The 24,974-nt window shown below is 66.5% G+C and carries 21 protein-coding genes and 1 tRNA gene; 5 read left to right on the plus strand and 17 right to left on the minus strand.

The annotated features are described in order from the left end of the window. From BMW26_RS14545 to BMW26_RS14560, 4 genes are all read right to left on the minus strand, one after another. Positions 1 to 942: a VOC family protein gene (locus BMW26_RS14545; RefSeq protein ID WP_072591858.1), complete on the minus strand. Its 942-nt coding sequence runs from the start codon at positions 940 to 942 to the stop codon at positions 1 to 3. A gap of 17 nt (positions 943 to 959) precedes the next feature. Beyond that, positions 960 to 2,471 (minus strand): bifunctional 3-(3-hydroxy-phenyl)propionate/3-hydroxycinnamic acid hydroxylase, encoded by a 1,512-nt coding sequence (locus BMW26_RS14550; RefSeq protein ID WP_072591859.1) that lies wholly within the window; start codon positions 2,469 to 2,471, stop codon positions 960 to 962. 185 nt (positions 2,472 to 2,656) lie between these two features. Continuing rightward, positions 2,657 to 3,574, minus strand: coding sequence for a LysR family transcriptional regulator (locus BMW26_RS14555; protein ID WP_072591860.1), 918 nt, complete (start codon positions 3,572 to 3,574; stop codon positions 2,657 to 2,659). Positions 3,575 to 3,600: 26 nt separating this feature from the next. Beyond that, positions 3,601 to 4,977 (minus strand): aldehyde dehydrogenase family protein, encoded by a 1,377-nt coding sequence (locus BMW26_RS14560; protein ID WP_072591861.1) that lies wholly within the window; start codon positions 4,975 to 4,977, stop codon positions 3,601 to 3,603. Between the two features lie 115 nt (positions 4,978 to 5,092). Here BMW26_RS14560 and BMW26_RS14565 point away from each other — a divergent pair, with 115 nt between their 5' ends. Both BMW26_RS14565 and BMW26_RS14570 read left to right on the plus strand, forming a co-directional pair. Beyond that, complete coding sequence (locus BMW26_RS14565) at positions 5,093 to 6,106, plus strand: ornithine cyclodeaminase family protein (RefSeq protein WP_072591862.1); 1,014 nt, start codon at positions 5,093 to 5,095, stop codon at positions 6,104 to 6,106. A gap of 20 nt (positions 6,107 to 6,126) precedes the next feature. Beyond that, positions 6,127 to 7,146: a dihydrodipicolinate synthase family protein gene (locus BMW26_RS14570; RefSeq protein ID WP_072591863.1), complete on the plus strand. Its 1,020-nt coding sequence runs from the start codon at positions 6,127 to 6,129 to the stop codon at positions 7,144 to 7,146. A 59-nt stretch (positions 7,147 to 7,205) separates the two neighbouring features. Here BMW26_RS14570 and BMW26_RS14575 read toward each other — a convergent pair whose 3' ends face one another. The 3 genes from BMW26_RS14575 to BMW26_RS14585 are packed head-to-tail and all read right to left on the minus strand — an operon-like array spanning position 7,206 to position 10,208. Continuing rightward, on the minus strand, positions 7,206 to 8,522 hold the full coding sequence (locus BMW26_RS14575) for an aminomethyltransferase family protein (protein WP_072591864.1): 1,317 nt from the start codon (positions 8,520 to 8,522) through the stop codon (positions 7,206 to 7,208). Further along, positions 8,519 to 8,902 (minus strand): hotdog fold thioesterase, encoded by a 384-nt coding sequence (locus tag BMW26_RS14580; RefSeq protein WP_072591865.1) that lies wholly within the window; start codon positions 8,900 to 8,902, stop codon positions 8,519 to 8,521. Before BMW26_RS14580 ends, BMW26_RS14575 begins: the two co-directional genes overlap by 4 nt. A 55-nt stretch (positions 8,903 to 8,957) precedes the next feature. Then, positions 8,958 to 10,208 (minus strand): acetyl-CoA C-acyltransferase, encoded by a 1,251-nt coding sequence (locus tag BMW26_RS14585; RefSeq protein WP_072591866.1) that lies wholly within the window; start codon positions 10,206 to 10,208, stop codon positions 8,958 to 8,960. A 169-nt stretch (positions 10,209 to 10,377) separates the two neighbouring features. Here BMW26_RS14585 and purU point away from each other — a divergent pair, with 169 nt between their 5' ends. Together purU and BMW26_RS14595 are read left to right on the plus strand one after the other, a co-directional pair. Then, entirely contained in the window at positions 10,378 to 11,253 is an 876-nt protein-coding gene (purU, locus tag BMW26_RS14590) for a formyltetrahydrofolate deformylase (RefSeq protein WP_072591867.1), read from the plus strand. Positions 11,254 to 11,380: 127 nt separating this feature from the next. Further along, positions 11,381 to 12,823 carry an MFS transporter gene (locus BMW26_RS14595; protein WP_072591868.1) on the plus strand — a complete coding sequence of 481 codons (1,443 nt, stop codon included), beginning with the start codon at positions 11,381 to 11,383 and terminating at the stop codon, positions 12,821 to 12,823. Between the two features lie 86 nt (positions 12,824 to 12,909). Here the strand turns inward: BMW26_RS14595 and BMW26_RS14600 are convergent, their stop codons facing one another. From BMW26_RS14600 to BMW26_RS14625, 6 genes are all read right to left on the minus strand, one after another. Continuing rightward, positions 12,910 to 13,692 carry an ABC transporter ATP-binding protein gene (locus tag BMW26_RS14600; RefSeq protein ID WP_232224478.1) on the minus strand — a complete coding sequence of 261 codons (783 nt, stop codon included), beginning with the start codon at positions 13,690 to 13,692 and terminating at the stop codon, positions 12,910 to 12,912. A gap of 17 nt (positions 13,693 to 13,709) precedes the next feature. Further along, positions 13,710 to 14,471, minus strand: coding sequence for an ABC transporter permease (locus tag BMW26_RS14605; RefSeq protein ID WP_072591870.1), 762 nt, complete (start codon positions 14,469 to 14,471; stop codon positions 13,710 to 13,712). Continuing rightward, positions 14,468 to 15,301, minus strand: coding sequence for an ABC transporter permease (locus tag BMW26_RS14610; RefSeq protein ID WP_072591871.1), 834 nt, complete (start codon positions 15,299 to 15,301; stop codon positions 14,468 to 14,470). Before BMW26_RS14610 ends, BMW26_RS14605 begins: the two co-directional genes overlap by 4 nt. Continuing rightward, positions 15,291 to 16,166, minus strand: a complete 876-nt coding sequence (locus BMW26_RS14615; RefSeq protein WP_198032342.1) for an ABC transporter substrate-binding protein — start codon at positions 16,164 to 16,166, stop codon at positions 15,291 to 15,293. Before BMW26_RS14615 ends, BMW26_RS14610 begins: the two co-directional genes overlap by 11 nt. Before the next feature lie 445 nt (positions 16,167 to 16,611). After that, positions 16,612 to 16,702 (minus strand) — tRNA-Ser (locus BMW26_RS14620). Positions 16,703 to 16,759: 57 nt separating this feature from the next. Further along, positions 16,760 to 17,806, minus strand: a complete 1,047-nt coding sequence (locus BMW26_RS14625) for a hypothetical protein (RefSeq protein WP_072591873.1) — start codon at positions 17,804 to 17,806, stop codon at positions 16,760 to 16,762. A gap of 127 nt (positions 17,807 to 17,933) precedes the next feature. Between BMW26_RS14625 and BMW26_RS14630 the strand changes: the two genes are divergently transcribed. Beyond that, the gene (locus BMW26_RS14630; RefSeq protein WP_072591874.1) at positions 17,934 to 18,737 is read left to right on the plus strand and encodes a hypothetical protein; all 804 of its coding nucleotides are present in this window, start codon (positions 17,934 to 17,936) and stop codon (positions 18,735 to 18,737) included. Between the two features lie 306 nt (positions 18,738 to 19,043). On the opposite strand, the gene cydC is transcribed toward BMW26_RS14630, so the two are convergent. From cydC to BMW26_RS14650, 4 genes are all read right to left on the minus strand, one after another. After that, on the minus strand, positions 19,044 to 20,717 hold the full coding sequence (cydC, locus tag BMW26_RS14635) for a thiol reductant ABC exporter subunit CydC (protein WP_072591875.1): 1,674 nt from the start codon (positions 20,715 to 20,717) through the stop codon (positions 19,044 to 19,046). Then, entirely contained in the window at positions 20,714 to 22,381 is a 1,668-nt protein-coding gene (gene cydD, locus BMW26_RS14640) for a thiol reductant ABC exporter subunit CydD (RefSeq protein ID WP_072591876.1), read from the minus strand. Before cydD ends, cydC begins: the two co-directional genes overlap by 4 nt. A 106-nt stretch (positions 22,382 to 22,487) precedes the next feature. Then, the gene (gene cydB / locus BMW26_RS14645) at positions 22,488 to 23,510 is read right to left on the minus strand and encodes a cytochrome d ubiquinol oxidase subunit II (RefSeq protein WP_072591877.1); all 1,023 of its coding nucleotides are present in this window, start codon (positions 23,508 to 23,510) and stop codon (positions 22,488 to 22,490) included. Between the two features lie 14 nt (positions 23,511 to 23,524). Next, positions 23,525 to 24,940 carry a cytochrome ubiquinol oxidase subunit I gene (locus BMW26_RS14650; RefSeq protein ID WP_053097727.1) on the minus strand — a complete coding sequence of 472 codons (1,416 nt, stop codon included), beginning with the start codon at positions 24,938 to 24,940 and terminating at the stop codon, positions 23,525 to 23,527. Positions 24,941 to 24,974 lie beyond the last annotated feature (34 nt).

Raw genomic sequence — 24,974 nt, forward strand, 5'->3', positions numbered from 1 at the left:
TCACACCGGTGGCGCCACGAACAGGCTGTCGTGGTCGGAGTCGTTGAACATCTCCTTGGTGATGAACTCGTTCATGTCGCCGCCGGTTCCCCACTGATCGGACGTCTCCGGCTGCTGCACGTCGAAGATGTGCGGGTGCCAGGTGTCCTCGTCGATCATCTCGAGCTCGGTGGTCATCTCCATCGTGTTTCCGTTGGGATCGACGAAGTAGGTGAACGTGTTCTCCCCGGCTGCGTGCCGCCCCGGACCCCAGATCTTCCGGTAACCGGCACGGATCACGCGACCGCTCCCCCGCATGTACTCGTCGAGACCGCGAAGCTCGAAGGACGCATGCTGCAAGGATGCATGCGGTCCGCGTGCGATCGCCATCGAGTGGTGCTGCGAGCTGCAGCGCATGAAGTAGAACAGGTCGCCGGCATGCGGATGGTTCAACGTGTCGGAGAGGCGGAATCCGAGGTACTTCTCGTACCACGACCGCATCGCCTCCGGCTGGTTGGAGTTGAGCACGACGTGGGAGAGGCGAACCGGGATGGACTCCTTCTCCTCGATCTTCCGGTGCTGCCGGACCTCCACATCGGCGGACACCTCGATCGTGCGGCCTTCCAGGTCGAAGAACCTGAACCCGTATCCCCCACCGAGCGTGTCGAGGGCTCCGGGTTCGCTGACCAGCTTCACACCCGCCGTGGCCAGGCTCGCCGCGAGTTCGTCGACCGCTGCAGGATCGGCGGCACCGAAAGCGACGAGGTCGAGCCGCTTGTCATCGGATCGGCGCACTCTAGTCACGTACTGCTCTGGGGATCCCTCGGCCGCGAAGTAGACCACATTTCCATCGTCGTGCTGAACGGTGAGTCCCCAATGATTCTTGTAGAACTCGATCTGCTTGTCGAAGTCGGGCACAGCGATGTCGAAGTGCCGGATGTGCGTGATCGGGCTGAATGACATTTTCTTCTCCTTTGTTCTCAGCCGGCGACGGGCACAGGCGAGGTGACCGAGATCGACGGGATGTCCCGGATGAGTTGTTCGAGGTCTTCGGCCGAGTCGGCGACGCCGAGGATGTAGCGGTCCGGCCGGATCACCAGAGCTTCGGCCCGAACCGAGTCGAGCAGCTGCTGGATCTTGGCGGGGTCCAGCAGCGTGACGATGTCGCCGTCGGCATCGAGGGCCTCTCTCACTTCGGGCGGAAGCGCCTGATACACCTCGCGGGTCGCCGCGACGACGAAGTGCGCGCCGACCATGTCATCGAGACGGGTTCCATCGGCGAGCATCGGCTGGATGCTGAGGGCCCCCGCCCGCTCATCCCGCTCACCGCGGTGCAGCCCCGGCCCGAGCCGTGGCGGAACGGGTGCAGCAGCCTCCGGATGCTCGCGCAGGAACGCATCCCGCTGTGCGGCGACGCCCGCGTCGGTGGTCTGAACGAAACCGGCGGCGTTGGCCGCCTGTTCGACCCAGAACTGGGCGTGCGGCTTCCGCTCCGACTCGTAGGTGTCCAGAAGCGCGTCATCCGCTGCTCCTCGCTTGACGAGGTCGAGTTTCCAGCACAGATTCGCGATGTCGCGAATTCCCGCGCACAGACCTTGTCCGAACAGCGGCGGTGCCTGGTGCGCCGCGTCGCCGGCGAGGAAGATCCCGCCGTCGCGCCAGCGCTGTGCGATTCGCCCCCGGAACGTGTAGACAGCCTGCCGATCGGGTGTGAACTTGTCGACGGGGAGAACACCATGGCTGATCCGCTCGATGGCATCAGCGGTCACGATCTCCTCCAGATCGTCTCCGGGCATCACCATGAACTCCATGCGGACTCGTGTGCCGGGGAGGCGCACCCAGAGCGCAGGGCGGGTGTGATGCCCGAGGAAGATCATGTCGTCAGCGAGCCCAGGGCTGTCCACGAGAAGACCGTCTACGACGATCCACTGCGCGTCCTCTCCGAATCGGTCGGTGTCGATGCCCAGGGATTGACGTACCGCCGAGCGAGCTCCGTCAGCGGCGATGACCCACCGCGCCCTGAGGACGCTCTGCTGGCCCTCGTCATCGAGGGTCGTCACAGCCACTCCGCCGTCGACGTTCTCGACCCCACTCGCGGTGATGCCGCAGCGCAGCTCCACGCCCGGCAGCTCGGCGATGATGTCGCGCAGAGTCGCCTCGAGATCGGGTTGGTGGAAGTTCAGGTCGTCGTGCCAGGCCTGCGACCCGAACCGGCCGGTCGGGACCGAGACGAGCACCTCTCCCGCTTCGTTCTGGATATGCATGGAGGCCATGGGGATCGTCACCTGAGAGAACCTCTCGGTCGCTCCCAGCGTCTGCAGCGTTCGGAACGTCTCACCGTCGAAATGAACGGCCCGTGCTGCCGGCCACACGCTCGGGGCCTTCTCGAGGCCGATCGCGGTGAGGCCGGTGCGCCCGAGAACGGCCAGAGCGGTCGATCCCACGGGACCTGCTCCGATAACGATGACATCGGCGTCAAATTCGGTCTGCATTTCACTCCCTTGTGTGCAGTACGTTCCGTACCGTTTGAACCCTACTCCGGGTCAGACGCGAGGACAATCACTCTGTGTTCGCGCTAGCGCATCATCGGAGAAGCACAGCGTGAGCCGAGATCGGCGTTGCCCTGACCACCAGGATCACCCACGCCGATGGTGACGGCTAGGCGGTATCGGCTATGTCACTGATTGCGATCCGCAATGTCGTTCGCCACCTCTGCGAGAACCGACCGGAACCACCGATGCCCCGCGTCGTCGTCGCGGTCGGGATGCCACCAGAAGGCGTCGCGGATGGGGTCGAGGGCGACCTGTGGCGCGAAGGCGAGAAGGCCGCTCATACCGGCCATGTCTGCTGCGAGGCTCGCCGGCAGGAGCGCCACCCGATCGGTCCCTCGGACGAACGACGGGACCACCTTGAAGAACGGCGCGACGACCGCGACCTTCACATCGACGCCACGAACTCGCAGCTGCTGGCGCGCAAGGCTCATCCCGTCCTTCGGGCCCAGCGTATGCACCCACGGGCGTGCCAGGAGCTCCTCCCAGGCCGAGCTCGCATCGATCCCTGAGCTCGCATCGACCACGCACATCCAGGACTCCGTCCACAGGTCGAGGTGCGGCTGCTGCGCGAGATACCCGTGCGGGAAGATCGCCCCGTCGACGGAGCGCAGCGACGCGGGGGCATTGTTGACCAATCGGGCGTCGGCTGCGGGAAACTCGAGTCGGATCGATGGGGCCTCCGCCGCGATCGCTCGACTCAAGGGCGGCCCCACGCGCTCGATCATGTGATCCACACCCGCGACGCTGAAGACGCGAGTGCTCGTCGCGGGCACGAACCCCGCCTGCAGATGGAAGACTCGCTCCACCTCGCGCATCAGTTCGGGGAGCACCTCGAGCAGGTGGGTCGCGAGTGGTGTGAGCTCGCTCACGTTGCTCTTGCGCTCGAGCAGCGGGTCACCGAAGTGTGCCCGCAACCGGCGCAGCGCGATCGACATCGTCGGCTGCGCGACCCCCAGGCGCGCCGCTGCGCGAGTGACGCTGCGCTCCTCCAGCAGCGCGAGCAGCGGCCTGAGAAGGTTGTAGTCGACGGAGCTGATGAGCATGGCGCACCCGTTCGCCGCGTCGCCGGTCAGGCCCGCCAGACCGTCTTCAGATTGCAGAACTCACGGATGCCCACAGCCGCGAGTTCACGACCGAAGCCGGACCGCTTGATGCCCCCGAACGGCAGTTCCTGATACGAGACGGTCATGCCGTTGATGAAGACAGCACCGGCCTCGAGGCCCGAGACGAAGAACTCCTCTTCGTCGGGGTCGGTCGTCCAGACGGCGCTCGAGAGACCGAAGGTCGTCTGGTTCGCGATACGCAGAGCGTCGTCGTTGTCGTGCGCCCGATAGAGCGATGCCACAGGCCCGAAGGCCTCCTCCTGGATGAGACGTGCATCCTCCGGCAGATCCGCGATCACCGTGGGGGCATAGAACCAACCCCGTAGGTCGGGGGCAAAGCCGCCGGCGAGAACGCTCGCGCCCTTCGCACGTGCATCCTCGACCAGCTCAGCCAGCTCGTCACGGCCCGCGCTGGTGGCCACTGGTCCGACCTGTGTCTCGGGTAGCAGCGGATTGCCGACCACCAGCTCACTCATCAGGCGGGCGAACTCAGCGGCGAACTCGTCGTACACGTCGGTATGGACGATGAATCTCTTGCCCGCGATGCAGGACTGCCCGTTGTTGCTGATCCGTGCCCGCACGGCCGTCTCCGCTGCCCGACCCACCTCGGCACTCGCGAGCACGATGAAGGGATCCGATCCGCCGAGCTCGAGGACGGACTTCTTCACATGGTCTCCCGCGATCGCCGCCACAGACCTCCCCGCCGGCTCGGACCCCGTGAGCGTCACCGCCTTCACCCTCTCATCCGCGAGCACTGACTCCACCTCGGATCCACCGATCAGGAGAGCGCGGAACGACCCCTGAGGAAAACCTCCCCTCTCGAAGAGCGTGTCGAGGAACAGCGCAGCCTGCGGAACGTTCGAGGCGTGCTTGAGCAATCCCGCGTTCCCCGCCATCAGCGCCGGAGCGGCGAAGCGCACCACCTGCCAGAGCGGGTAGTTCCACGGCATCACGGCAAGCACCACCCCGAGCGGTTCGTATCGGGTCCATGCGCGGGTCGCCCCGACGGTGGACGGATCCGACAACGCCTCATCGGCGAGGAACTGCTGCGCGTGCTCCGCATAGAAGCGCATCGCCTTCGCCGACTTGTGCACCTCTGCGACCGACTGTGCGATGGGTTTTCCCATCTCGACAGTGATGAGCTCTCCGAGTCCCTCCGCCTGATCCGCGAGGATGTCCGCCGCCGCGTTCATCCACTCTGCCCGCTGCGCGAAGCTCGTGTCTCGGAGAGCGCGAGCGGCCGCGTGCGCCTGAGCGATCCGTTCCTGCACTTCGTCGGCCGAGTGCGGCTCGATCAGCATCTCCATCGTGCCACTGGTCGGATTCACGGTCGCAATTGCCATGTCAGCTTCTCCTCGTCGAGATCGGTGTCTTGTGACTATATTAGGTACGGACCGTTTCGAATGCGATGTTGCACGGGGAATTCCGCCCGCAGCAGCTCGCGCACAAAGGAGTGACGTGAGTACCGAAAGCACCCCGCCCAGACGACTTCCCCTCTTTCTGACAGACGAGGACGTCGCTCGGCTCGCCGACCTCCCTGCGGCGATCACCGCGATCCGCGCGGCGTACCGGACGCCGGCCGACGACAAGCGCAATCCGGGGCGGATCTTCGCCGACAGCGGCCGCGAGTGGATGCGGGTGATGCCCTCCGTCCCGCCGAGCGGTGCGCTGTTCGGGGCGAAATCGATCAACGGCTCCTTCGGAGACGGCCTGCAGGTGAGCTACCTGATCTCCCTCTTCGACAAGGAGACCGCGGATCTCGTCGCGCTGGTCGACGGAAACCGTGTCACGGGCCTGCGCACAGCGGCGACGACCGCGGTCGGCATCGAGACGATCGCTCCGCGACGACCACTGTCGGTGGGTGTGATCGGCTCAGGGTTCGAGGCACGCTCGCACCTGGCCGCGCTCGCACTCGTGGCCGACATCGCCACCGTCAGGGTCTTCAGCCCGACGTCCGCCAACCGGGAGGCGTTCGCGGACCACTTCTCCCGCGAGCTCTCCGCGCCCGTGACCGCGGTCGACTCCGCGGAGGACGCCGTCCGGGACGCGGACCTCATCCTGTGCGCTGCCCGGTCGCGTGACGAGAACCCCACCCTCGAGGCGGACTGGGTCGGAGACGACGCGACCGTCGTCTCGATCGGATCCACCACTCCCGCCCAACGCGAGCTGCCCGATGCGCTGATCGCCCGTGCAGCGCTCGTGGTCGCCGACACCCTCGAGGAGGTCCTCCACGGCAGCGGAGACATGATCGCGGCGCGAGCTGCGGGCGTCGACGTCGAGACACTGACGACATCACTCAACTCCGTGGTGCTCGGTGCCCGTCACGTCGACCGTGACCATGGCATCCGTATCTACAAATCGACGGGGGCCGGCCTGCAGGACATCGTCGTCGCAGAGGCTCTCGTGGATCTCGCACGTCAACACGGAATCGGAACACAACTCCCCGTCGGCATCGTCACCACCCGGAAGTAAAGACAACTCAGGAGGCAATCATGGTGGATTACACCGCAACCGAGGCACGCGCCTGGGCGAAGCAGAACTTCGTCGGCACGATCGCCGTCACCCACCCCTCATTCACACCGGACTTCTCGAGACTGAACGAGAATGCGATCCGGCACGATGTGCTGAAGCTCAAGGAGCTCGGGTTCGCCGGCACGCTTCTCGTCGCAGAGGTGAACATCACCCCTGAGGAGAACGCGCGAATCGCCGCCATCGCGAGGGAGGCCGCGGGGCCGGACTTCGCGATCTTCTTCCATGCGATCTATGGGACGCTAGAGGAGAACATCCACGCCGCGAACCTCACAGCGAAGGCTGGAGCCGATCGCGCACTGCTCGCGTACCCTGCAGCCTTCTGGCCGACGTCGTACGACGAGGTCTTCGACTACACGAAGACCTTCTGCGACGCCACCGGCCTCGCGACCATGCTCTTCCCGCTACCGGCCTGGGGTTTCGAACGCATCCATCCCGCGGGCATGAGCGTCGAGTTCGTGCAGCGCGTGATCGATGCGGTGCCCAACATCGTCGCGATCAAGGCCGAGCAGGCCTATCCCGGCATCCCCGGAGTGTTGGAGATGTATCACCACTTCCGCGATGAGGTGATCATCTCGTGCCCGATCGAAGCGGAGACGATCCCGCTGATGTCCGTCCTCGATTTCCAGTTCTCCGGCACCAGCAACACCAACTGGATGAGCGACTACTACCCGCGCGCGTTCGACCTTGCCCGCACCGGCAAGTGGGAGGAGGCCATGAAGCTGTACTGGCAGGTGCATCCGGCGCGCCAGGCGAACTCCGCGGTATCGGCGACCTCCACCCCGGGCACGAGCATGATCAACCGGACGCAGTGGAAGTACCAGGAGTGGCTTGCGGGATTCAACGGCGGTGCCCTGCGAGCACCGGCGCCGAAGCTGCCCGACCGATTCATGAAGCAGTTGCGCGGCGCTCTCGTGGCGTCGGGGCTGCCGGTCACGGACTCGCCCGACGAGGAGTTCGTGCGCGGTCGCGTGTCCGTCTGACGAACGAAGGAGGGGGTGGCTACCGAATCGGCAGCCACCCCCTCCTTCGTCTCCGCTCCCTAGGACGCGGAAACGTCGGAGTCGGCGTTCCGCGGCAGATCCAGGTACGGGAACGGGCCGACGACAGCGCGCACCTGTTTGATACGACCGCCGTGATCGCCCCAATGCACGACCAGTTCCGCCCCGATGTCGGAATGCTCCAGACCCACCGTCGCCTGCGAGATCAGCTCGCGGTAGTAGTAGCTGTAGACGACTGCGGAGGAGACGCCCACAGCGACTCCCTCGTGCGTGACGAGGTCGGCGTGCCCACCCGCCGGCTGCTGTGGAGAGACGGGGAACTCGATGAACTTGTACGGCTCACCGGGCCGCAGATAGGAGGCGAAGATGTCAGTCACGTCATCGGGATTCCAACGCAGGATCACCGTCTTTCGCCGAGGCGCGGCGGACTCGGCATCGAACGCCTCCCTGCCGATGAACTCGTGGTTCGACTTGCCCATCCATTCCCAGTTCACCTCATGGGGCGTGCGGGTCCTCGCACGGGTGTCCGCCGGGTCGATGCTGCCGGTGTACTCCGCTGCCAGAAGTGCACCCACGGAGCTGCGCTGAACGGCGGGATCCAGCAGCATCGAGGCGAGCCAGGTCACTCCTGATTGAGGGAAGCCGCCCTCGGTGTGGTTCACCGCGTAGGTCCTCCAGCCGAGCCTGACGATCCCCAGCGGGAGCCCCGCTCGGTATACGGCGTCGTAGACCGCGGGGCCTGCCGCCAGTGGTCCGCGGACCTCGTACCCCAGGTTTCCAGACATGCTGATACGTGACAGTTCGATCTCCGCCTCGCCGTCGACGCCGGGGACGGTGACGGGCTCGGCCGCGAGGAAGGCGAGGTCGCGGATGCCCCCGCCGAACAGCTTCTCCAGCACTTCCGCCGACTTGGGTCCGGCCACCTGGAGGATGAAGATCTCGTTGACCTCGATCGTGACGTCGAGGTTCAGTCTCTTCACCTGGAAGAGCGGCCAGGGCGGCCCCGCCAGCATCCGGAAACGTGCCTCGCCGTCACGCACCGTCAGGGCGTGGCTCGCGATGAGCCCCTGATCGTCCAGCATCACGAGGTGTTTCGAGCGTCCGATCGGCCATTTCCAGACATCGTTGATGCTGAGACGCGACAGAAAATCCTGCGCTTCCGCACCGGAGATGACATATTCGATGGGTCCGACGAGATTGGCCGCAAGGTAGACGCCGTCCTTCCAGGACATCGACTCCCGTTGCCACCCGTCTCCCTCCCAGACACGCATATGGCCCCAGATCGGCGCCAGACTCTTGATGTCCGGGTAGTTCGGCACGCCACTGCCGCCGGGAGCAGGGGGAAGGAGCGCGCTCATGCGTCACCCGCCGTGACTCGCATCGGACGACCCGATCCTCGGAAGACAGCCACGATGCGCGTTCCCGCCCGGACGATCACGTCGACAACGACCCTGCGCTCGTCGAGCAGATAGACCTCCGCCTCCGCGACGAGCTCGTCGCCTGCCCTCGCGGGCGACAGGTAGGAAATCGACGCCTCAGCGGTCGCAGTCCGCTCGGCGACGGAGTTCGCCGCGCACGCGAACGCCTGATCGGCGAGGGCGAAGACGAACCCGCCCTGAGCGAGGTGCAGGCCGTTGGTCATGTCGTCCGCCACCGTCATACGGGCGGTGGCTCGGCCCTCTCCTGCGGAGTCGACTCGGATGCCCAATCTCGGACCACTCTGGTCCGTGCGCAACATCTCTTCAACATATTTCACGATAGGCACGTGCACCCCTCTTCGATCAGCGTTCTGTTCACAGTCGTTCGACCACCATGGCCATACCCTGCCCGCCGCCCACACAGAGCGTTGCGAGCCCGAGGTGCCCGTCCGCTTCGCGCAGCCCGTGCAAGAGGGTGCCCACCAGGCGCACCCCGGTCGCACCGAACGGGTGCCCGAGAGCGATCGCGCCGCCGTGAGGATTCACGCGCTCCGGTTCGACGCCGAGACGGCGGACCACCGGAACGACCTGAGCAGCAAAGGCCTCATTCAGTTCCACCAGGTCGATGTCGTCGACCGTCAGACCGAGTCGGGACAGCAGCTTCTCAGAGGCGTCGGCCGGAGCGAGCCCCATGATCTCCGGGGACAGCGCGCTGGACGTGGTGCCCACTATTCGGCCGAGCGGAGTGATCCCGAGCTCCTGAGCTCTGCGTGCGCTCATCACCACCGCGGCAGAGGCGCCGTCGTTGAGAGGGCTCGAGTTGCCTGCCGTCACTGTCCCTGACGGATGGAATGCGGGCGCGAGAGCCGCGAGGCCGCTTCGCGTCGTGGACGGTCGCGGGCCGTCATCCACCTCGATCACCTGACCGTCCCGTCTGACGTAGGGGACGATCTCTGCCGACAGGTAGCCCGCGCTCTGCGCGTGGGTCGCTCGTTGCTGGCTCCACAGCGCCCACTCATCCTGCGCTTCTCTGGTCGTCCCGGTGAGACCGGCGACGAACTCAGCGGTCTTCCCCATGGAGATGTAGATGTCGGGGTCCTGGCCACCTCGCCGTGGGTCGGTCCAGGCCGCCCCACTCTCGAACACTCGGTCGGCACGTTCGGCTGCCACTTCCCAACCGGGATACTGATTGGAGGATACGGGCGGCTGGGACGAGGTGGATTCGACACCACCCACGAGATACGCGGCTCCGTCGCCGGACTGGATCGCTCGCGCAGCCGCTGCGATCGCCTCGAGCGAAGACGCGCAGAAGCGACTGATGGTGGCGCCGGGAAGAGAGTCGAAGCCGGCGAGAACTGCGACGCGACGCGCAAGGTTGTCACCTTGAGCGCCCTGAGGGACCCCCGTCCCCAGATAGAAGTCCTCGAGATCGTGCGGTGCGAGCTGAGGCACATCGCCGAGTGCCGCCGAGACAGCTGCGTGGGCGAGGTCCTCCGGGCGCTCCTCAGCGAAAGACCCTTTGCGGGCGCGGCCGATCGCTGTCCTCTTGTAAGCGACGATGACGGCGTCGTGCGGTCGAAGCGAGTCCGTTCGCGCTGATCGCTGAATGCGTGTCGAAGCCGTCATATGCCCTCCTTTGGGCGATTCTTCCGATAAAGCTGTACGAATCGTATCGTATTTGTTTTAATCTCACTACCGGCACATGTCGGCTTGCCAGACCCTTCCATCTGCCACCGAGGCCCGAACACCCCAGCGGTGGCGGCCTCGTGGGGCAACTCTCGAACCGGAGCCTCCGATGACGCTGAACCCGATCACCGCGAACGACCATGCGTGCCTCGTGGTGCACGGTCCCGATCAGCCGGGTCTCGTCGCTGCGGTGTCAGCGCTCATCGCAAGGAACGACGCGAACATCGTCACGCTCGATCAGTACTCGGACAACCCGGAAGGCGGCGCGTTCTTCCAGCGGGTCGTGTTCCATCGCAGGGACCTGAGCGCGGCACTCCCCCAATTGGAAGCCGATCTCGCCGCAACGCTGGAACCTCTCGGGATGCAGTGGCGCCTCGCCGACCGGTCGACGCCGAAACGGATGGCGATCCTTGCCTCCACATCCGATCACTGCCTTCTCGAGCTGCTGTGGCGCCATCGCCGGGGAGAGCTGAACGTCACGATCCCGATGGTGATCTCCAATCACACCAACATCGCTGAAGATGTCAGGTCGTTCGGCATCCCCTTCTTCCACGTACCTTCGGGTGGACCCGACAAGTCGTCCGCCGAGGCCGAGATCGTGAAGCTCCTCGCCGGAAATGTCGACTTCATCGTGCTCGCTCGTTACATGCAGATCCTCTCGGACGGATTCCTCGAAGATGTGGGCGCGCCGGTCATCAACATCCATCACTCCTTCCTCCCTGCGTTCATCGGTGCCGGCCCGTACCGGAAGGCGAAAGAGCGAGGGGTCAAGCTCATCGGCGCGACAAGCCATTACGTCACAGCAGATCTGGACGAGGGGCCGATCATCGAGCAGGACATCGCACGCGTGGATCACGCCATGACAGCGGCCGATCTGCAAGCCCGCGGCGCGTATGTCGAGCGCGCGGTACTCGCCCGCGCGGTCCAGTGGCATGCAGATGACCGCGTGATCCGTCATGGCAATCACACGATCGTCTTCAGCTGATCACGAAACGCTCTCGAAGAGGTCGATCCGCGATCTGGCGCATCCACATTGCGTTCGATACGATCTGTATCGAATACACACGACTCGCTGCGCTGTGGCTGCGAGAGGAACAGAGAGGTTCCCGATCATGAGCACGACCACCACTGCGTCTGCGCGCACCATCGACGAGGTCACCGAGGCTGCAGGCATGACCTGGCGCCATTGGCTGTCGTTCGCGCTCATCGCACTCATCATGCTGACGGACGGCATGGACGTCACCATCGTCAGCCACACTTTCCCGTCACTCGTCAAGGAGTGGGGAGTCTCGATCGGTGGGGGAATCACATTCGTCGTCACCGCAGGATTCATCTCCATGGGTCTGGGCGCGCTCATCGCGGGTCGACTCTCAGACCTGCTGGGACGCAAGGCGGTGCTCGTGGCGACGACCACGCTGTTCGCCAGCGCCACGGCGCTCGGAGCAACCTCCCCGGACTTCATGGCCTTCACCGCCTGGCGGCTCCTCGCGTGTCTGGGGATGGGAGCGGCGATGGCGACGAGCAGCACCCTCGTGGCCGATCTTGTTCCGCCCAGGCGTCGAGCGGCGCTGCTCGCGACTGCATATGCCGCGGTGGGGCTGGGAACGACTCTCGGCGCCGCACTCGCCGGACTGCTCCTCCCGCTGGGTGGATGGCGAGCCCTGCTGGTGGCCGGTGGTGTCATCCCCCTCGTGATCGTGCTGGTCCTGGCGGCGGTCGTACCCGAATCGCCCGCCTTCTACGCTGCGCGGGGCGATCTCGTGCGGGCGCGCCGCGCTCTCGCCAGGCTGATACCGACGACGCTGACCGAATCCGTGACCTTCTCGACTCCGAAGGCGGCGGACCGCACACACGTCGTCCGCCAGCTCATCTCGCGCCGCTTCCGGATCACGACGGCACTTCTGTGGGTCTTCGGATTTCTTTCGCTGGGAACTCAGCTGATGATCGTCCAATATCTGCCGACGCTGCTGCAGCAGCCGACACCCGGCCTGGACTCGGTGCAGAGCAGCACAGTAGTCGGACTGTACGGACTGACCAGCGTGGCCGGGACGCTGGTCATCGGTGCGGTGCTCACGAAGGTCTCCCGTTTCGTCGCCATCGGTTCGGCCCTCATCCTTTCAGCAGCCGCTGCAGTGCTGGTCGGCGTCACACCCGACCTCAGTTACGGCCAGCTGCTTCTGCTCCTCGGCATTGCCGGGTTCGTCCTGCCTGCGGCGTTCGGTCCGACTCGCTCGGTGCTCGCTGCAGCCGCGTACCCCACCCGTATCCGCGGCACGGGTGTGGGTTCGACGGAGTTCAGCGCTCGGATCGGCTCGGCCGTGGGAGGCGCGGTCGGCGGCACTCTGATCGGTGCAGGCCTGGGCCTGACGGGGCTCTTCCTGACGCTCCTGGCGCCGATCGCCGTACTGACCGCGACAGTGTTCGGCCTGGCGATGGATGCCCGTCGCCGCGGGGACGCGTCGTCGGCCGACTCGACCACGACTGCGGGATCGCGGGGAGTAGAGTCAGCCGACACGGTCGACGCGGATCGTCCTCAGCCGACTGCGGGGAAGTGATCGAGAGCGCCACGCACGGACATCAATCGCCCTGCGTGGCGCTCCCGTCGAGTCTCGGATCGGGAAGCTCGTGCCGCAGCCAACGGTCACGCTACGTCGATCGAGTTCCGCATGATCATCCGGCGGATCGTCGCCCGCAGATCCAGATAGTCAGATCGCGACTTCGTCGTGATCTGGTCGCGACCTCGTCCGAGAGGAATATCGACCGAAGCCTCGACCGAAGCGGGCCGTCCTGACAGAACGATGACCTTGTCGCCCAGGTAGACGGCTTCATCGATGTCGTGGGTAACGAGGATGATCGTCACGCCGAGTCGATCTCGGATGTCGAGCATGAGGTCTTCGAGATCGGCCCTGGTCTGGGCGTCGACCGAGGCGAACGGCTCGTCCATGATCAGCACTTCCGGACGGTACGCGAGCGACCTGGCGATGGCCGCCCGCTGCTGCATGCCGCCGGACATCTCCCACGGGTAGAGCCGCTCGGCGTGAGGGAGACCAACCTCAGCCAGCGCCTGGCGGACCCGCTCCTTCCGGTCGGACGAAGACATCCCGTACCGCCTGAGGGGCAGCTCGACGTTCTGAGCGATGCGCATCCACGGCATCAGTGACCTGCTGTAATCCTGGAAGACCACGGAGACCTCAGCGGGTGGACGCGTAACCGGCTGGCCATTGATCCGGACCTCACCGGAATCCGCGGGACCGAGAGCCGCGAGGGTGCGCAGAAGCGTCGTCTTCCCCGTACCGGAGGGACCGACGATGCACACGAATTCGCCGCGCGCCGCTTCGAACGACACACCTGCGAGCACTTGATTGCTGCCGAATGACTTCGTGACGGCGACTGCCTCCAGTGCCGGGATTCGAGATTCGTCCATGGTGGGCTCTCCTGAGATCATGTGCGGGATTTGCGGTGCCAAGCGAGCACGTGATGCTCGATCACCATGAGGATGAGGTTGAGGGCGTAGCCGATGATTCCCAGAAGCAGCATCCCCGACCACATCTCCGGGATGGAGAACTGACGCTGGGCTTGCAGGATGAAGTAGCCGATTCCCCGGGAAGCCCCGAGAAGTTCGCTGGCGAACATCAAGATGACCGACACGGCGAGGCTCGCGCGGATGCCCGCGAAGATCTGGGGGCCGGCGTTCGGGAGCACGATCCTGAAGATCCAGTCGACGGTGCGCACGCGGTTCGACCTGGCCACGTCCACGAACGCAGGAGGTGTCCCGCGCACCCCATCGATCGTGTTGAGGAGGATGGGCCAGAGCGCGCCGAGCACGATGATCGTGATGCGCATGTCCTGGCCGATGCCGATCAACTGGATCGCGAGAGGCAGCAGAGCCACGGCGGGCAGGTATCTCAGAAACTGAAGGACCGGGCCGACGGCGGTCGCGACGTAATCACTCAGACCGATCACCACCCCGAGGGCGATTCCGAGTACGACGGAGATCCCGAGCCCGGCGAGGATCGCTTGCAGGCTCGGCACGACATGTTCGGGCACGAGCGCGAACAGCCACAACTCTCGGAACCGCCGCAGGATTGTTTCCAACGGGGGGAAGTAGAACGAGGTGCTCCCGGCGCTGGCGAACCACCAGATCGCGATCAGCGCGATCGGCACCAGAGCGGGGAGCGCGATCCGCGCGGCTCGTGCATTCACGCGATCACCGTCCGATGCGCCGGGTGCCAGCTGAGCAACGCCTTCTCCATCCGGGCGAACCCTGCGTTCACCCCGACGCCGAGCAGGCCGCAGAAGACGATGTAGGAATACATCGTCGGGATGTCTCCTCCGAGCTGGCTGGTCAGGATGCTCTCACCCAGGCCCCCGGCGGGGATGACGATCTGCGCACTGATCGTGACGAGCAGGCAGATCGCGGCAGCGAGCCGGATGCCGGTTGCGATGTAAGGCAGCGCCGTGGGAACGAGCAGGAAGAGCAGTGTGTCGCCGCGGCGTATGCGAAACGATCGGAAGGTGTCTCGCGCCACTTTGTCGACATCGTGCGCACCGTAGATCGTCTGCATGATGACCGCCCAGACAGCTGCGAAGAAGGCCAGCAGAATGGTGCTCTCCAGGCCCGATCCATACAGAAGCACCACCAGGGGTACGAGCACGAGCGCCGGGATCGTGCGGAGGAAGTCGAGGGTGAACACCGACATCCGGTACGCGATCCGGCTCGCGCCGAGCGGAAAGCCAACGGCGACGCCGACCACAACGGCCAGAATCAAGCTCACTCCCCAGCTTGCGAGCGTCGCGCCGAGCGGGCCCCAGAGAGAACCCTCGACGACCGCGGTGATCGCGGCTGCGCCGACAGCGACCGGCGTCGGGACGGCGCCCAGATCCCCGATGGTCGCGAACAGCTGCCACGCGACGAGGACCGCCACGACGACGACGATCTGGGCGACTCGGGAGGAAGGTAGACGCACCCGCCGCCGACCCTGGGTGCGAGACGCCGACTTCGTCGACATCCGGGACGCGACGTCAATCGCCATCGGTCTTCCACAGAAGGTCGGACGGGTCGTAACCGGCCTCGATGAAGCCCTCCCGTTCCATCAGCTCGACGTAGTTCTCGACGTCCGCCTCGGACAGCGAGGAGTCATAGAGGGGAATGACCGAGTTCTCGATCGCCTCCGGCGAGAGAGAGGTGAACGTGGGAAGAACGGCCCGCACTGCCTCCGGGTTCTCGTTGGCGTACTCGGCCGCTCGCTGGATCGCGGTAGTGAATTTGGTGATGGTCTCGGGGTTTGCGTTCGCAAACTGTTCTCCCGCAACCCAGGTGAGCGCGGTCATGCCGCCGAGCCCCTCGGTGAAGGGCTGAGAGATCGGGACGAGCCCGGCGGCTTCGGCTTCCGAGAGGAACGGGTCGACGACGAACGCCGCATCCACTCGATCGGACTGCAACGCCGAGACCATGTCGGGATAGGCGATCTCGACGATCTCGACATCGGCAGGATCGACTCCCGCCTCTTCCAGCACCACGCGCAGAGCGAGCTCGGGCGCGGACTTCAGACCCACAACGGCGACTGTCTTGTCAGCGAGGTCTTCCACCGACGAGACTCCACTGTCGGGAGCGGCGATGAGCGCGGTCGTGTCGCCGACCCCGTCGACTGGATATCGGTCGTTGCCGGAGGCAACGACGACCGGGAGCCCTTTCGATGCGGCAGTGATCACCGGGACGGACGTCATCAGCGCCAGCTGAAGTTCGTCATTCAGCAGCGAAGGGATCGCGGTCGCAGCCGTTTGGATGACCGAAGGAGTCACGACGAGGCCTTCGTCGTCGAAGTAGCCCTGGTCGATCGCGATGTAGAGGTTGGCAGCGTTCGCGATCGGGGTTATGCCGACGGTGAGCTCGGTCACCTGATCGTCAGATTGTGCGGAAGAGCCCGCGCCCGCGCCCCCTTCTCCCGTGCATCCGCTCAGTACGATCATCGCGGCTGCCAGACCGGCGATAGCGATGCTTGCTTTGCTGGAAGCCGCAGACACGGCGGCGTGCAGAGGTCTCTTCATTCGTCGACTCCTCGTTGAGTTGGCTCGCGCTGGGATGCGCGGAACGCGACTAAGAGGACACTACGGCGATTAGGTTCGATCCGTCCAGTATCGAATAATGAGCTGAGTACTTGAAGTGCGCAGCAGGCGCGCGCTCGCGCAACGGCACCGTGGGAACACCGCGCCGATCGTGTCGCCACGTGTAGTGGCACCGGGGCGGTTCTGCTCCCGTTACTGCTGCGTTACCGCAACCGCCGTTCAGACATGACGAAGGCCCCGCATCCCAGTGTTTCCAAGGGAGTCGGGGCCTTCGTGGTGGCGGTGACGGTGGGATTTGAACCCACGGTAGGGGGTTACCCTACACAACTTTTCGAGAGTTGCACCTTCGGCCGCTCGGACACGTCACCGCGGACTAGCTTACGACAACCCGCGCCACGGCGCGAATCGAGTGGGTCAGCACCGGATCACCAGGCGGCGGCGACCTCAGCGTGCGTGCGCAGGATGCCGTCGGTCGTTCCCTCGGGGGCCCGGCCGATGCCGCACTCCGTCGCGACGCCGAACTGCGGAGCGAAGCGCTGGGCCACGGCGATCCGCCGCTCTGCTCCCTCCGCGCCGTCTTCCCGATGAACGAGCCCCAGGTACAGCTCACCGTCGTACGCGAGGTCGGCGAGGGGCGCGAAGTACGCCTCGTCATCGCGTTCGATCGGCACGGGCAGGTGCAGCCAGGTCAGCGGGCGGGCCGATGCGGCGATCACGGCGTTCGCGTAGCGGACGAGGTTCGCCGCATCCGTCGGCTCGAAGAAGTGCTTCTCGGCGACGTCTCCGTAGCAGAGGTGCACTCCGACCTCGACATCGGCCGGCACGGCGTCGATCAGTGCCGCGAGGCGCGAGACGAGACCGGGCAACGGGTCGCCCTCCCACCACACGTCCATGACCCGCCCGAACGCCGGCGCGGCCTCGATGATCCCCATCTCGCTCGCCACGTCCCACTGGATCGCGAGGTCGCCGTGCGGGATCGCCGCGAGGATGCTGTCGACCTCGCGCAGCAGCGCGGCGGTGTAGACCGGGTCGATGGCGGCGCGGTCATCGCCGAAGAAGAATGACGAGACGACCGCGACCGTCGTCGGAAGTGAGACCTGGAAGCGGGTCGCGGCAGGTACGACGCCCTCGTCTCGCAGGCGCGAGAAGATCGCATACGACTCGATCGCGGCATCCGCATATCCCAGCGGCGGGAGCTGGATGCTCGCCGCATCCACCCCGTCGGCGATGCGCAGCGGTCGAGCGTCGATGCCGGCCCTGAACGGGATGGGCTCGTCGCCGATGCGCTCGATGCCGTCGGCTTCGCCGAGCACGTCGGGCTGGAACATGATCCAGTGGAATCGCTTGCCGACCTCACCGTCGGGGATGCGGCGGAGTCGCGGACCCAGCAGTTCGGCGGCGATGCGCATCGTGGTCTCGGCGTCGTCGAAGTTCACACTGCCCACGAGGAGGGCACCCTGCGGCTGAGTCATGCATCCAGGGTATCGGCGCGTGTTTTCTCCGGCACCCTCTCGGGCGAACGCCGCGCCTCCAAGTTAGGCTGTCCTAAAGGCATCCGTCGCAGGGTGCGCCGCGGAGTCGAGGCACGGAGGGGACGCAATGGGCTTCATCACATCGGAGGCGCTGGCAGAGACCGGCTACGTCGTGCTCGACGACCACGATCAGGCGTCCGATCCCGCGGAGTGGCTCGATCTCGAGTACATCGGCTGGCGCTCGTCGGGCGTCACCCGCTTCGCCCCGCTCGCCAGCTACGCCGGCGCGATCGAATGCAACGGCTTCTGGAACCAGACCCCTCCCCGCACCGACAAGGACGGCGTGTGGGTCGAGTCGCAGGTCGCGATCGCCCCGACCCTGCAGCGACGCGCCCTCGAGCCGGGCGCCGGAGTCGGCCGCTGCCGCGTCATCGAACTGCAGCCCAACGACTACGCGGACGCCGTCTACAACCTGCACCAGGACGACAACAACCGCCTCAACGAAGACGGCACCGGCTGGGTCGTGCGCGGCTACTACAACCTGTCCGATGACACGGATTCGCTGCTTCTCCTGCGCTCCGACCGCTTCGACCCGGCGACCGAGATCCGCCTGCCGTTGCGCGAGGGATCCCGCATCATCGTCGACACCCAGCGCTTCTGGCACGCGGTCTGGCATCGCGGCACGACCCCGCGGTACGCCCTCATCACCTCGTGGACGTCGGGTCCCGAGCTCGACGCCTACATCGAGGCGAACCACGGAAACCCGCACCCGGCGACCGTCGACCTCGACCCGCAGCTCGTCGACGACGCACAGGTCGAACTCCACCGTCGCATCGAAGAGCGCCGCCGCGTCTTCGAGGCGCAGGGCATCGTGATGGAACCGCGCGCCGACCTCAACGTCGGACCCCCGCGCTTCCTCGGTCGGGCATGACGACGGAGACCCGCCCCGATAGGTCCGGCATCTGAACTCGGCCGGGCTGGCGTCCGTCTGCAGGACCCATGCACGTATGCAGGACCAGAACGCGGTTCTGAACCGACATCGGTGCTTCCGTCCTGCACACGGTCGCCGACACGACACCGGGCGGGCCTGTCATTCCCGAACCCCGGCACGACGTCGGACTCCACCCCCGACACACCGAACGGACGAACGGATGCCAGGGCACGCCGCCCTAGACGTCCGACACTGTGCCCGGGGCTAGCGGCGAGAAGTCGCCCCTGAACCCCGACAGCCGCCGGACTACTCCGCGACCGTGCGCCCGTCGTCCAACCGCACGACCCGGTCGACGGCGCCCGCGGGCGGGGCGACGTGCGAGATCAGCAGCACCGACTGCTCCCCCGCCGCGTGCAGCAGGTCGCGCAGCAACGCATCGGATGCATCGGGCTCGACACCCGCGGTCGGCTCGTCGAGCACCAAGACCGGGAAGCCCCTGAGCAGCGCGCGAGCCAGAGCGATCCGCTGCGCCTGCCCGCCGGACACGAGTCCGCCGCGGTCGCCGACCCGCGCATCCAGTCCGCCCCGCTCGCGCACCCAGGCGCCGAGGCCGACGCGGTCGAGCACCGCGAGCAGCTCATCGTCGGTCGCGGAGTCTCGGGCGAACAGCAGGTTCTGGCGGATGTCTTCGTCGAACAGCTGCGGACTCTGCTCGCACAGCCCGATCGTGCGGCGTAGCGCAGGACCCGAGAGCGCCGATGCATCCATGCCGCCGACGGAATACTCACCCTCGACCCGCAGGAATCCGACGAGCGCTGCGGCCAGCGAGCTCTTCCCCGCACCGCTCGGTCCCGACACGAGCACACGCTCGCCCGGATGCAGGTCCAGGTCGACTCCTCGGAGAGCCGGCGTCCCCCCGGGCCACCACGCGCGCACATCACGGAGTCGCAGCGCGGGAACTCCGACGATCTCCACATCCTCGCCGTCGTCCGACCTCAGCTCGGCCGGCATCTCCGCCGGCAGCACGTCGACGATGCGCTCGGCGCTCGAACGCACGCTGCGCCAGGATGCCGCGGCGATCGGCACGGCGCCGAAGACCTCGAACACGACCATGGGAACGAGCACGGCCACGGCGAGCCAGGGTCCGTCGATCGCCCCGGTCGTCAGCCCGGGAGCCGCGACAGCCAGCGCCCAGACCGACGCCGCGCCCGCGACCGCCGACACGACGCCGGCTGCGATCGCCTGCGCCAGGGATGCCGTGCTCACGGCGCGGCGCAGCTCGGCATCCGCCTGCCGCACCCGCTCGCGGGCCTGCGGCTCAGCTCCATAGGCGAGCAGCACATCGAGCGTGCCGAAGTAGTCGGTCAGCGCGGCGGAGAGGTCGCCGCGACGGCGGGAGACGGCGGCCTCGGCCCGAGAGCCGAACACCCACCCCAGTCCGATCGCCGCAGCGGCCGCTACCACGAGGCATGCGGAGAGAGTGAGTGCGGCCGGCAGCGACACGAACGCCAGGAATCCGACGGCGCCGAGGGCGACGAGCCCCGAGACTGCGAGCGGCTGCACGACCCGCAGCGGCAGGTTCTGCAGGTTCTCGACATCGTCGACGAGGGCCGAGAGCACGCGACCGTGGTCGGTTCGTCCGAGTCCGGCAGGCGACAGCGGAGTGAGGCGCCGCACCATGTCGGCGCGTGTCGAGGCGAGCTGACGCAGCGCCGCATCGTGGCCGCTCAGCCGTTCCAGATACCGGGTCACCGCACGAGACACCGCGAAGAACCTCACCCCGACCACCGCGATCGACAGCGGCACGAGAGAGTCGACGATCGATGCGCTGACGATCAGCCAGCCGCTCACCGCGAGCAGGCTCACCGCGGCGCCCGCCGACAGGAAACCCCAGATCGCGCCGGGGAGGAAGCGGCGCATCGGCGGCTGCGCGAGACGCAGGATGCCGCGCACACGCACGGCGGAGCTGGCGCCGCTCACACGCCCACCCCCAGTTCGACGACCTGATCGGCCACGTCCCGTGCCGACCGGCGGTGCGAGACGAGCAGCACCGTCGCCCCGGCATCCGCCCTCGCACGCAGTGAGTTCCACAGACGCTGCTCGGTCTCCGGGTCCAAGGCACTGGACGGTTCATCGAGCGCCAGCACGGCGTCGGGGCGCTGCGCCTGGCGATACAGCGCCCGCGCGACCGCGACCCGCTGCGCCTGTCCGCCCGAGAGCCCGCTGCCCTGCACACCCAGCTCGAGCGCAGGGTCGAGGTCGTTCGCGCACGCCTCATCCAGGGCACGGCGGATGCCGTCGGCATCCGGTGCCGGATCCCCCAGCGCCACATTCGCGGCGATCGTGCCGCGACTCAGCTGAGGGCGCTGTCCGCTCCAGGCCAGCCACTCCGACGGCGCGCGACCTCGCACATCGACTCCGGCGACCGCAGCCGAGCCTTCGAACTCGACGGCACCGCGCAGAGCCGCGAGCAGACTCGACTTGCCTGCGCCGCTCGGCCCCTCGATCAGCGTGATGGTTCCCGGCTCGGCTGTGAACGAGACCGGCGGCAGATCGCGCACGCGCAGACCGGAGACGACGAGGTCTCGCGCGTCGCCCGTTCGCAATTCAGCATGAACACGGCCAAAACCAGCGCTCAGCTCTTCTCCCGACACCGTGCCACGGTTCCGTGCTGAATTGTGAACGCCGACCTCCCGAGCCCCGGCCGCGTCGAGCACCTCGAACACATCCTCGGTCGCCGCAACCCCCTCGGCTGCCGCATGGAACTGCACTCCGACCTGGCGGATCGGCAGGAACGCCTCGGGCGCGAGCAGCAGCACGAACAGTCCGACCTCGAGCGACAGGTCGCCCGAGAGCAGCCGGAATCCGACCGCCACCGCGATCAGAGCCACCGCGATCGAAGCCAGCAACTCCATCGAGAAGCCCGAGAGGAACGAGAACCTCAACACCTTCATGGTCTCGCGGCGGTAGTCGTCGGCCGTCTGCTCGATCTGCGCAGCGGCGCGGCGCTCGCGCCCGAACAGCCGCAGCGTCGAGAGCCCCTGCACGGTGTCGGCGAACCGCGCCGCGAGGCGCTGCAGCGTCTGCCACTGCGTGCGCTGCACCGTGCGGGTCGCGATGCCGATCAGGATCAGGAAGAGCGGGATGAGCGGCAGCGTGATGATCGCGGTGAGCCCGCTCGGCCAGTCCTGCCACCACATCACGGCCACCAGAACCGGCGTCGCGATGACCGTCAGCACCAGCTGCGGGATGTAGCGGGCGAAGTACGAGTCGAGAGCTTCGAGCCCGTGTCCCGCGGTGACGGCGAGCTCCGCCTGATTGCGCTGCGCGAGCCAGCTCGGCCCGAGGCGACCGACGGCGCCGATCAACGCGGCGCGCAACTGCATCCCCGTCTTCGCCGCGGCACGGGTTCCGGCGGCATCCGAGGCGGCGATCAGCACCCCACGCAGTGCCGCGAGCCCGAGCAGCCACAGCAGCGATGCCGTGACGTCGCGGCCGGCGAGCGCGCCGGTGACGGCATCCGTCAGCATCCAGGCGAAGGCGATCGTGACCGCCGTCTGCAGAACGCCGATCACACCCGACAGCAGCAGGAATCCGCGCGCCGCACTCGCGTACCGGAGCAACCGGATGTCGACCGGCTTCACCGCGCCACCCCCTCAGCCGTGGTCAGACAGGTCACTCCGGTCGCAGTTCGTGCCGCTCCCCGATCAGAGAGGCGGCGCGAACTCCGACCGGAGCAGAAGTCGTGTCTCACGCGTGCGCCGGAGCCCCCTCGATCGAGCTGCGGGTGACGCGCTTGCGGAAGATCCAGTACGTCCAGGTCTGGTACGCGAGCACCAGCGGCAGGGCGATCAGGGCGGTCCAGCTCATGATCGTCAGCGTATACGGCGTGCTCGAGGCGTTCTCGATCGTGAGGCTGAAGGCCGGGTCGATCGTCGACGGCATCACGTAGGGGAACAGCGCCGCGAACAGCATCACGACAGCGGATGCCACGGTGACGGCGCCCGCCGTGAAGGCCCGACCGTCACGTCCGCGCATCGAGAAGAGCACCGACGCGATCAAAGCGAGCGCGGCGACGAGACCGCATCCGATGACCATCAGCATGAGCGGAGACTCGCGATCCCAGGCGATGCCGATCGTCCAGAGCACGGTGCCAGCGGCGGCGAGCACCGTCGGCCCGGCGGCGAGCTTGACCAGACGACGAGCGTCTGAGTGCACCTGTCCGTCGGTCTTGAGCGAGACGAACAGCACGCCGTGCAGGAAGAACAGCAGCAGCGTCGTGACGCCGACGAGCAGCGAATAGGGGTTCAGCAGTGCGAAGAACCCGCCCACGTAGATGTGGTTCTCGTCGATCGCCACGCCCTGCACGATGTTGCCGAACGCGACACCCCACAGCAGCGCGGGCACGGCGGAGCCGATCACGATCATCCGGTCGAAGCCGCGCTTCCACTGCGCGCCCTCACGCTGGTGCCGGTACTCGAACGACACCCCGCGCAGGATCAGCGCGAGCAGGATCAGCAGCAGCGGCAGGTAGAACCCGCTGAACAGCGTCGCGTACCACTCGGGAAACGACGCGAACAGGCAGGCGCCGGCGACGATCACCCAGGTCTCGTTGAGATCCCAGATGGGGCCGATCGTGTTGATGACCTGGCGACGCGAGACGTCGTTCTTGCCGAGGAACGGCAGCGACATGCCCACGCCGAAGTCGAACCCGTCGAGCACGAAGTAGCCGACGAAGAGGAAGGCGACGATCCAGAACCACATGTATTCCATGACTGATCCCTTTCTCAGTACACGACGGACGGCAGCTGGGCCGTCTCCTCGTGGGGCTGCTCTTCGGTGTCCGGACCCTTCTGGGCCGCACGGATGATGAGGCGGATCTCGACCACGGCGAGCGCGGCGTAGATCGCGGTGAAGGCGATCAGCGAGATCAGCACCTCGACGCCACTGACGCCCGGCGAGACGCCGTCCTGCGTGGTCATGAGTCCGAAGACGATCCAGGGCTGCCTGCCCATCTCGGTGAAGACCCAGCCCATGATGTTGGCGACGAGCGCGAGCGGGAACGACCAGATCGCGAGCTTCCACATCCACGGCGCCGGCGGGTTCTTGGCGCCCTTGCGGGTGACCCAGAGGCCGACCACGGCGACGAGGGCGGCGGCCATGCCGAGGCCGATCATCCAGCGGAACGCCCAGTACGTGACCCAGAGGATCGGGGCGAACTCGGTGAGTCCGGTGTCGGCGAAGGTGGTGGCGTACTCGGCGTTGAGGTCGTTGATGCCGTGCACGCACGCGTCGAACGTGTGGGTCGACAGCAGCGACAGCAGGTACGGCACGCGGATCGAGAACAGCTCGGAGCTGCCGTCGGGGGTGCCGAGCGTGAAGAGGCTGAAGGAGGCGTCCGGCCCGCACACCGTGTTGAAGGTCGCCTCGGCGGCCGCCATCTTCATCGGCTGAGCGGCATACATCGCGAGGCCCAGCTGGTCACCCGTGAGCACGACCCCGGCGGTCGAGAAGATCATCGCCCACAGGCCGAACTTCAGCGAGATGCGCATGGTGTCGAAGTGCTGTCCGCGTGCCAGGTGCCAGGCCGAGACCGAGATCACGACGCCGGCGGCGAACATCAGTGCGCCGAAGATGGTGTGCGGGAAGGCGGCGAGCGCGACCGGGTTGGTCAGCAGCGCCCAGAAGTCGGTGAGCTCGGCGCGGTTGGTCTCGGGGTTGAAGACGTATCCGACCGGGTTCTGCATGAAGGCGTTCGCGGCGATGATGAAGTACGCCGACAGGATGCTGCCGATCGAGACGCACCAGATCGTGGCGAGGTGCAGCTTCTGCGGTAGCTTGTCCCATCCGAAGATCCAGAGGCCGATGAACGTGGCCTCGAAGAAGAAGGCGAGCAGCCCCTCGAACGCGAGCGGGGCGCCGAAGACGTCGCCGACGAAGCGCGAGTAGTCCGACCAGTTCATGCCGAACTGGAACTCCTGCACGATGCCCGTCACGACGCCCATGGCGAAGTTGATGAGGAAGATCTTGCCGAAGAACCGGGTGAGGTGCAGGTACTGCACCTTGCCGGTGCGCACCCACGCGGTCTGGAAGATCGCGGCGACGAGCGCCATGCCGATCGTCAGCGGCACGAACAGGTAGTGATAGACGGTCGTGAGACCGAACTGCCATCGAGACAGGACCAGCGGGTCCAACCATTCCATGAGCCACTCCTTCTTCCGTGCCCTGGGTGCCACG

Origin of the sequence: Microbacterium sp. 1.5R (assembly GCF_001889265.1) — a bacterium.
In the GTDB taxonomy this organism is placed as follows: Bacteria; Actinomycetota; Actinomycetes; order Actinomycetales; family Microbacteriaceae; genus Microbacterium.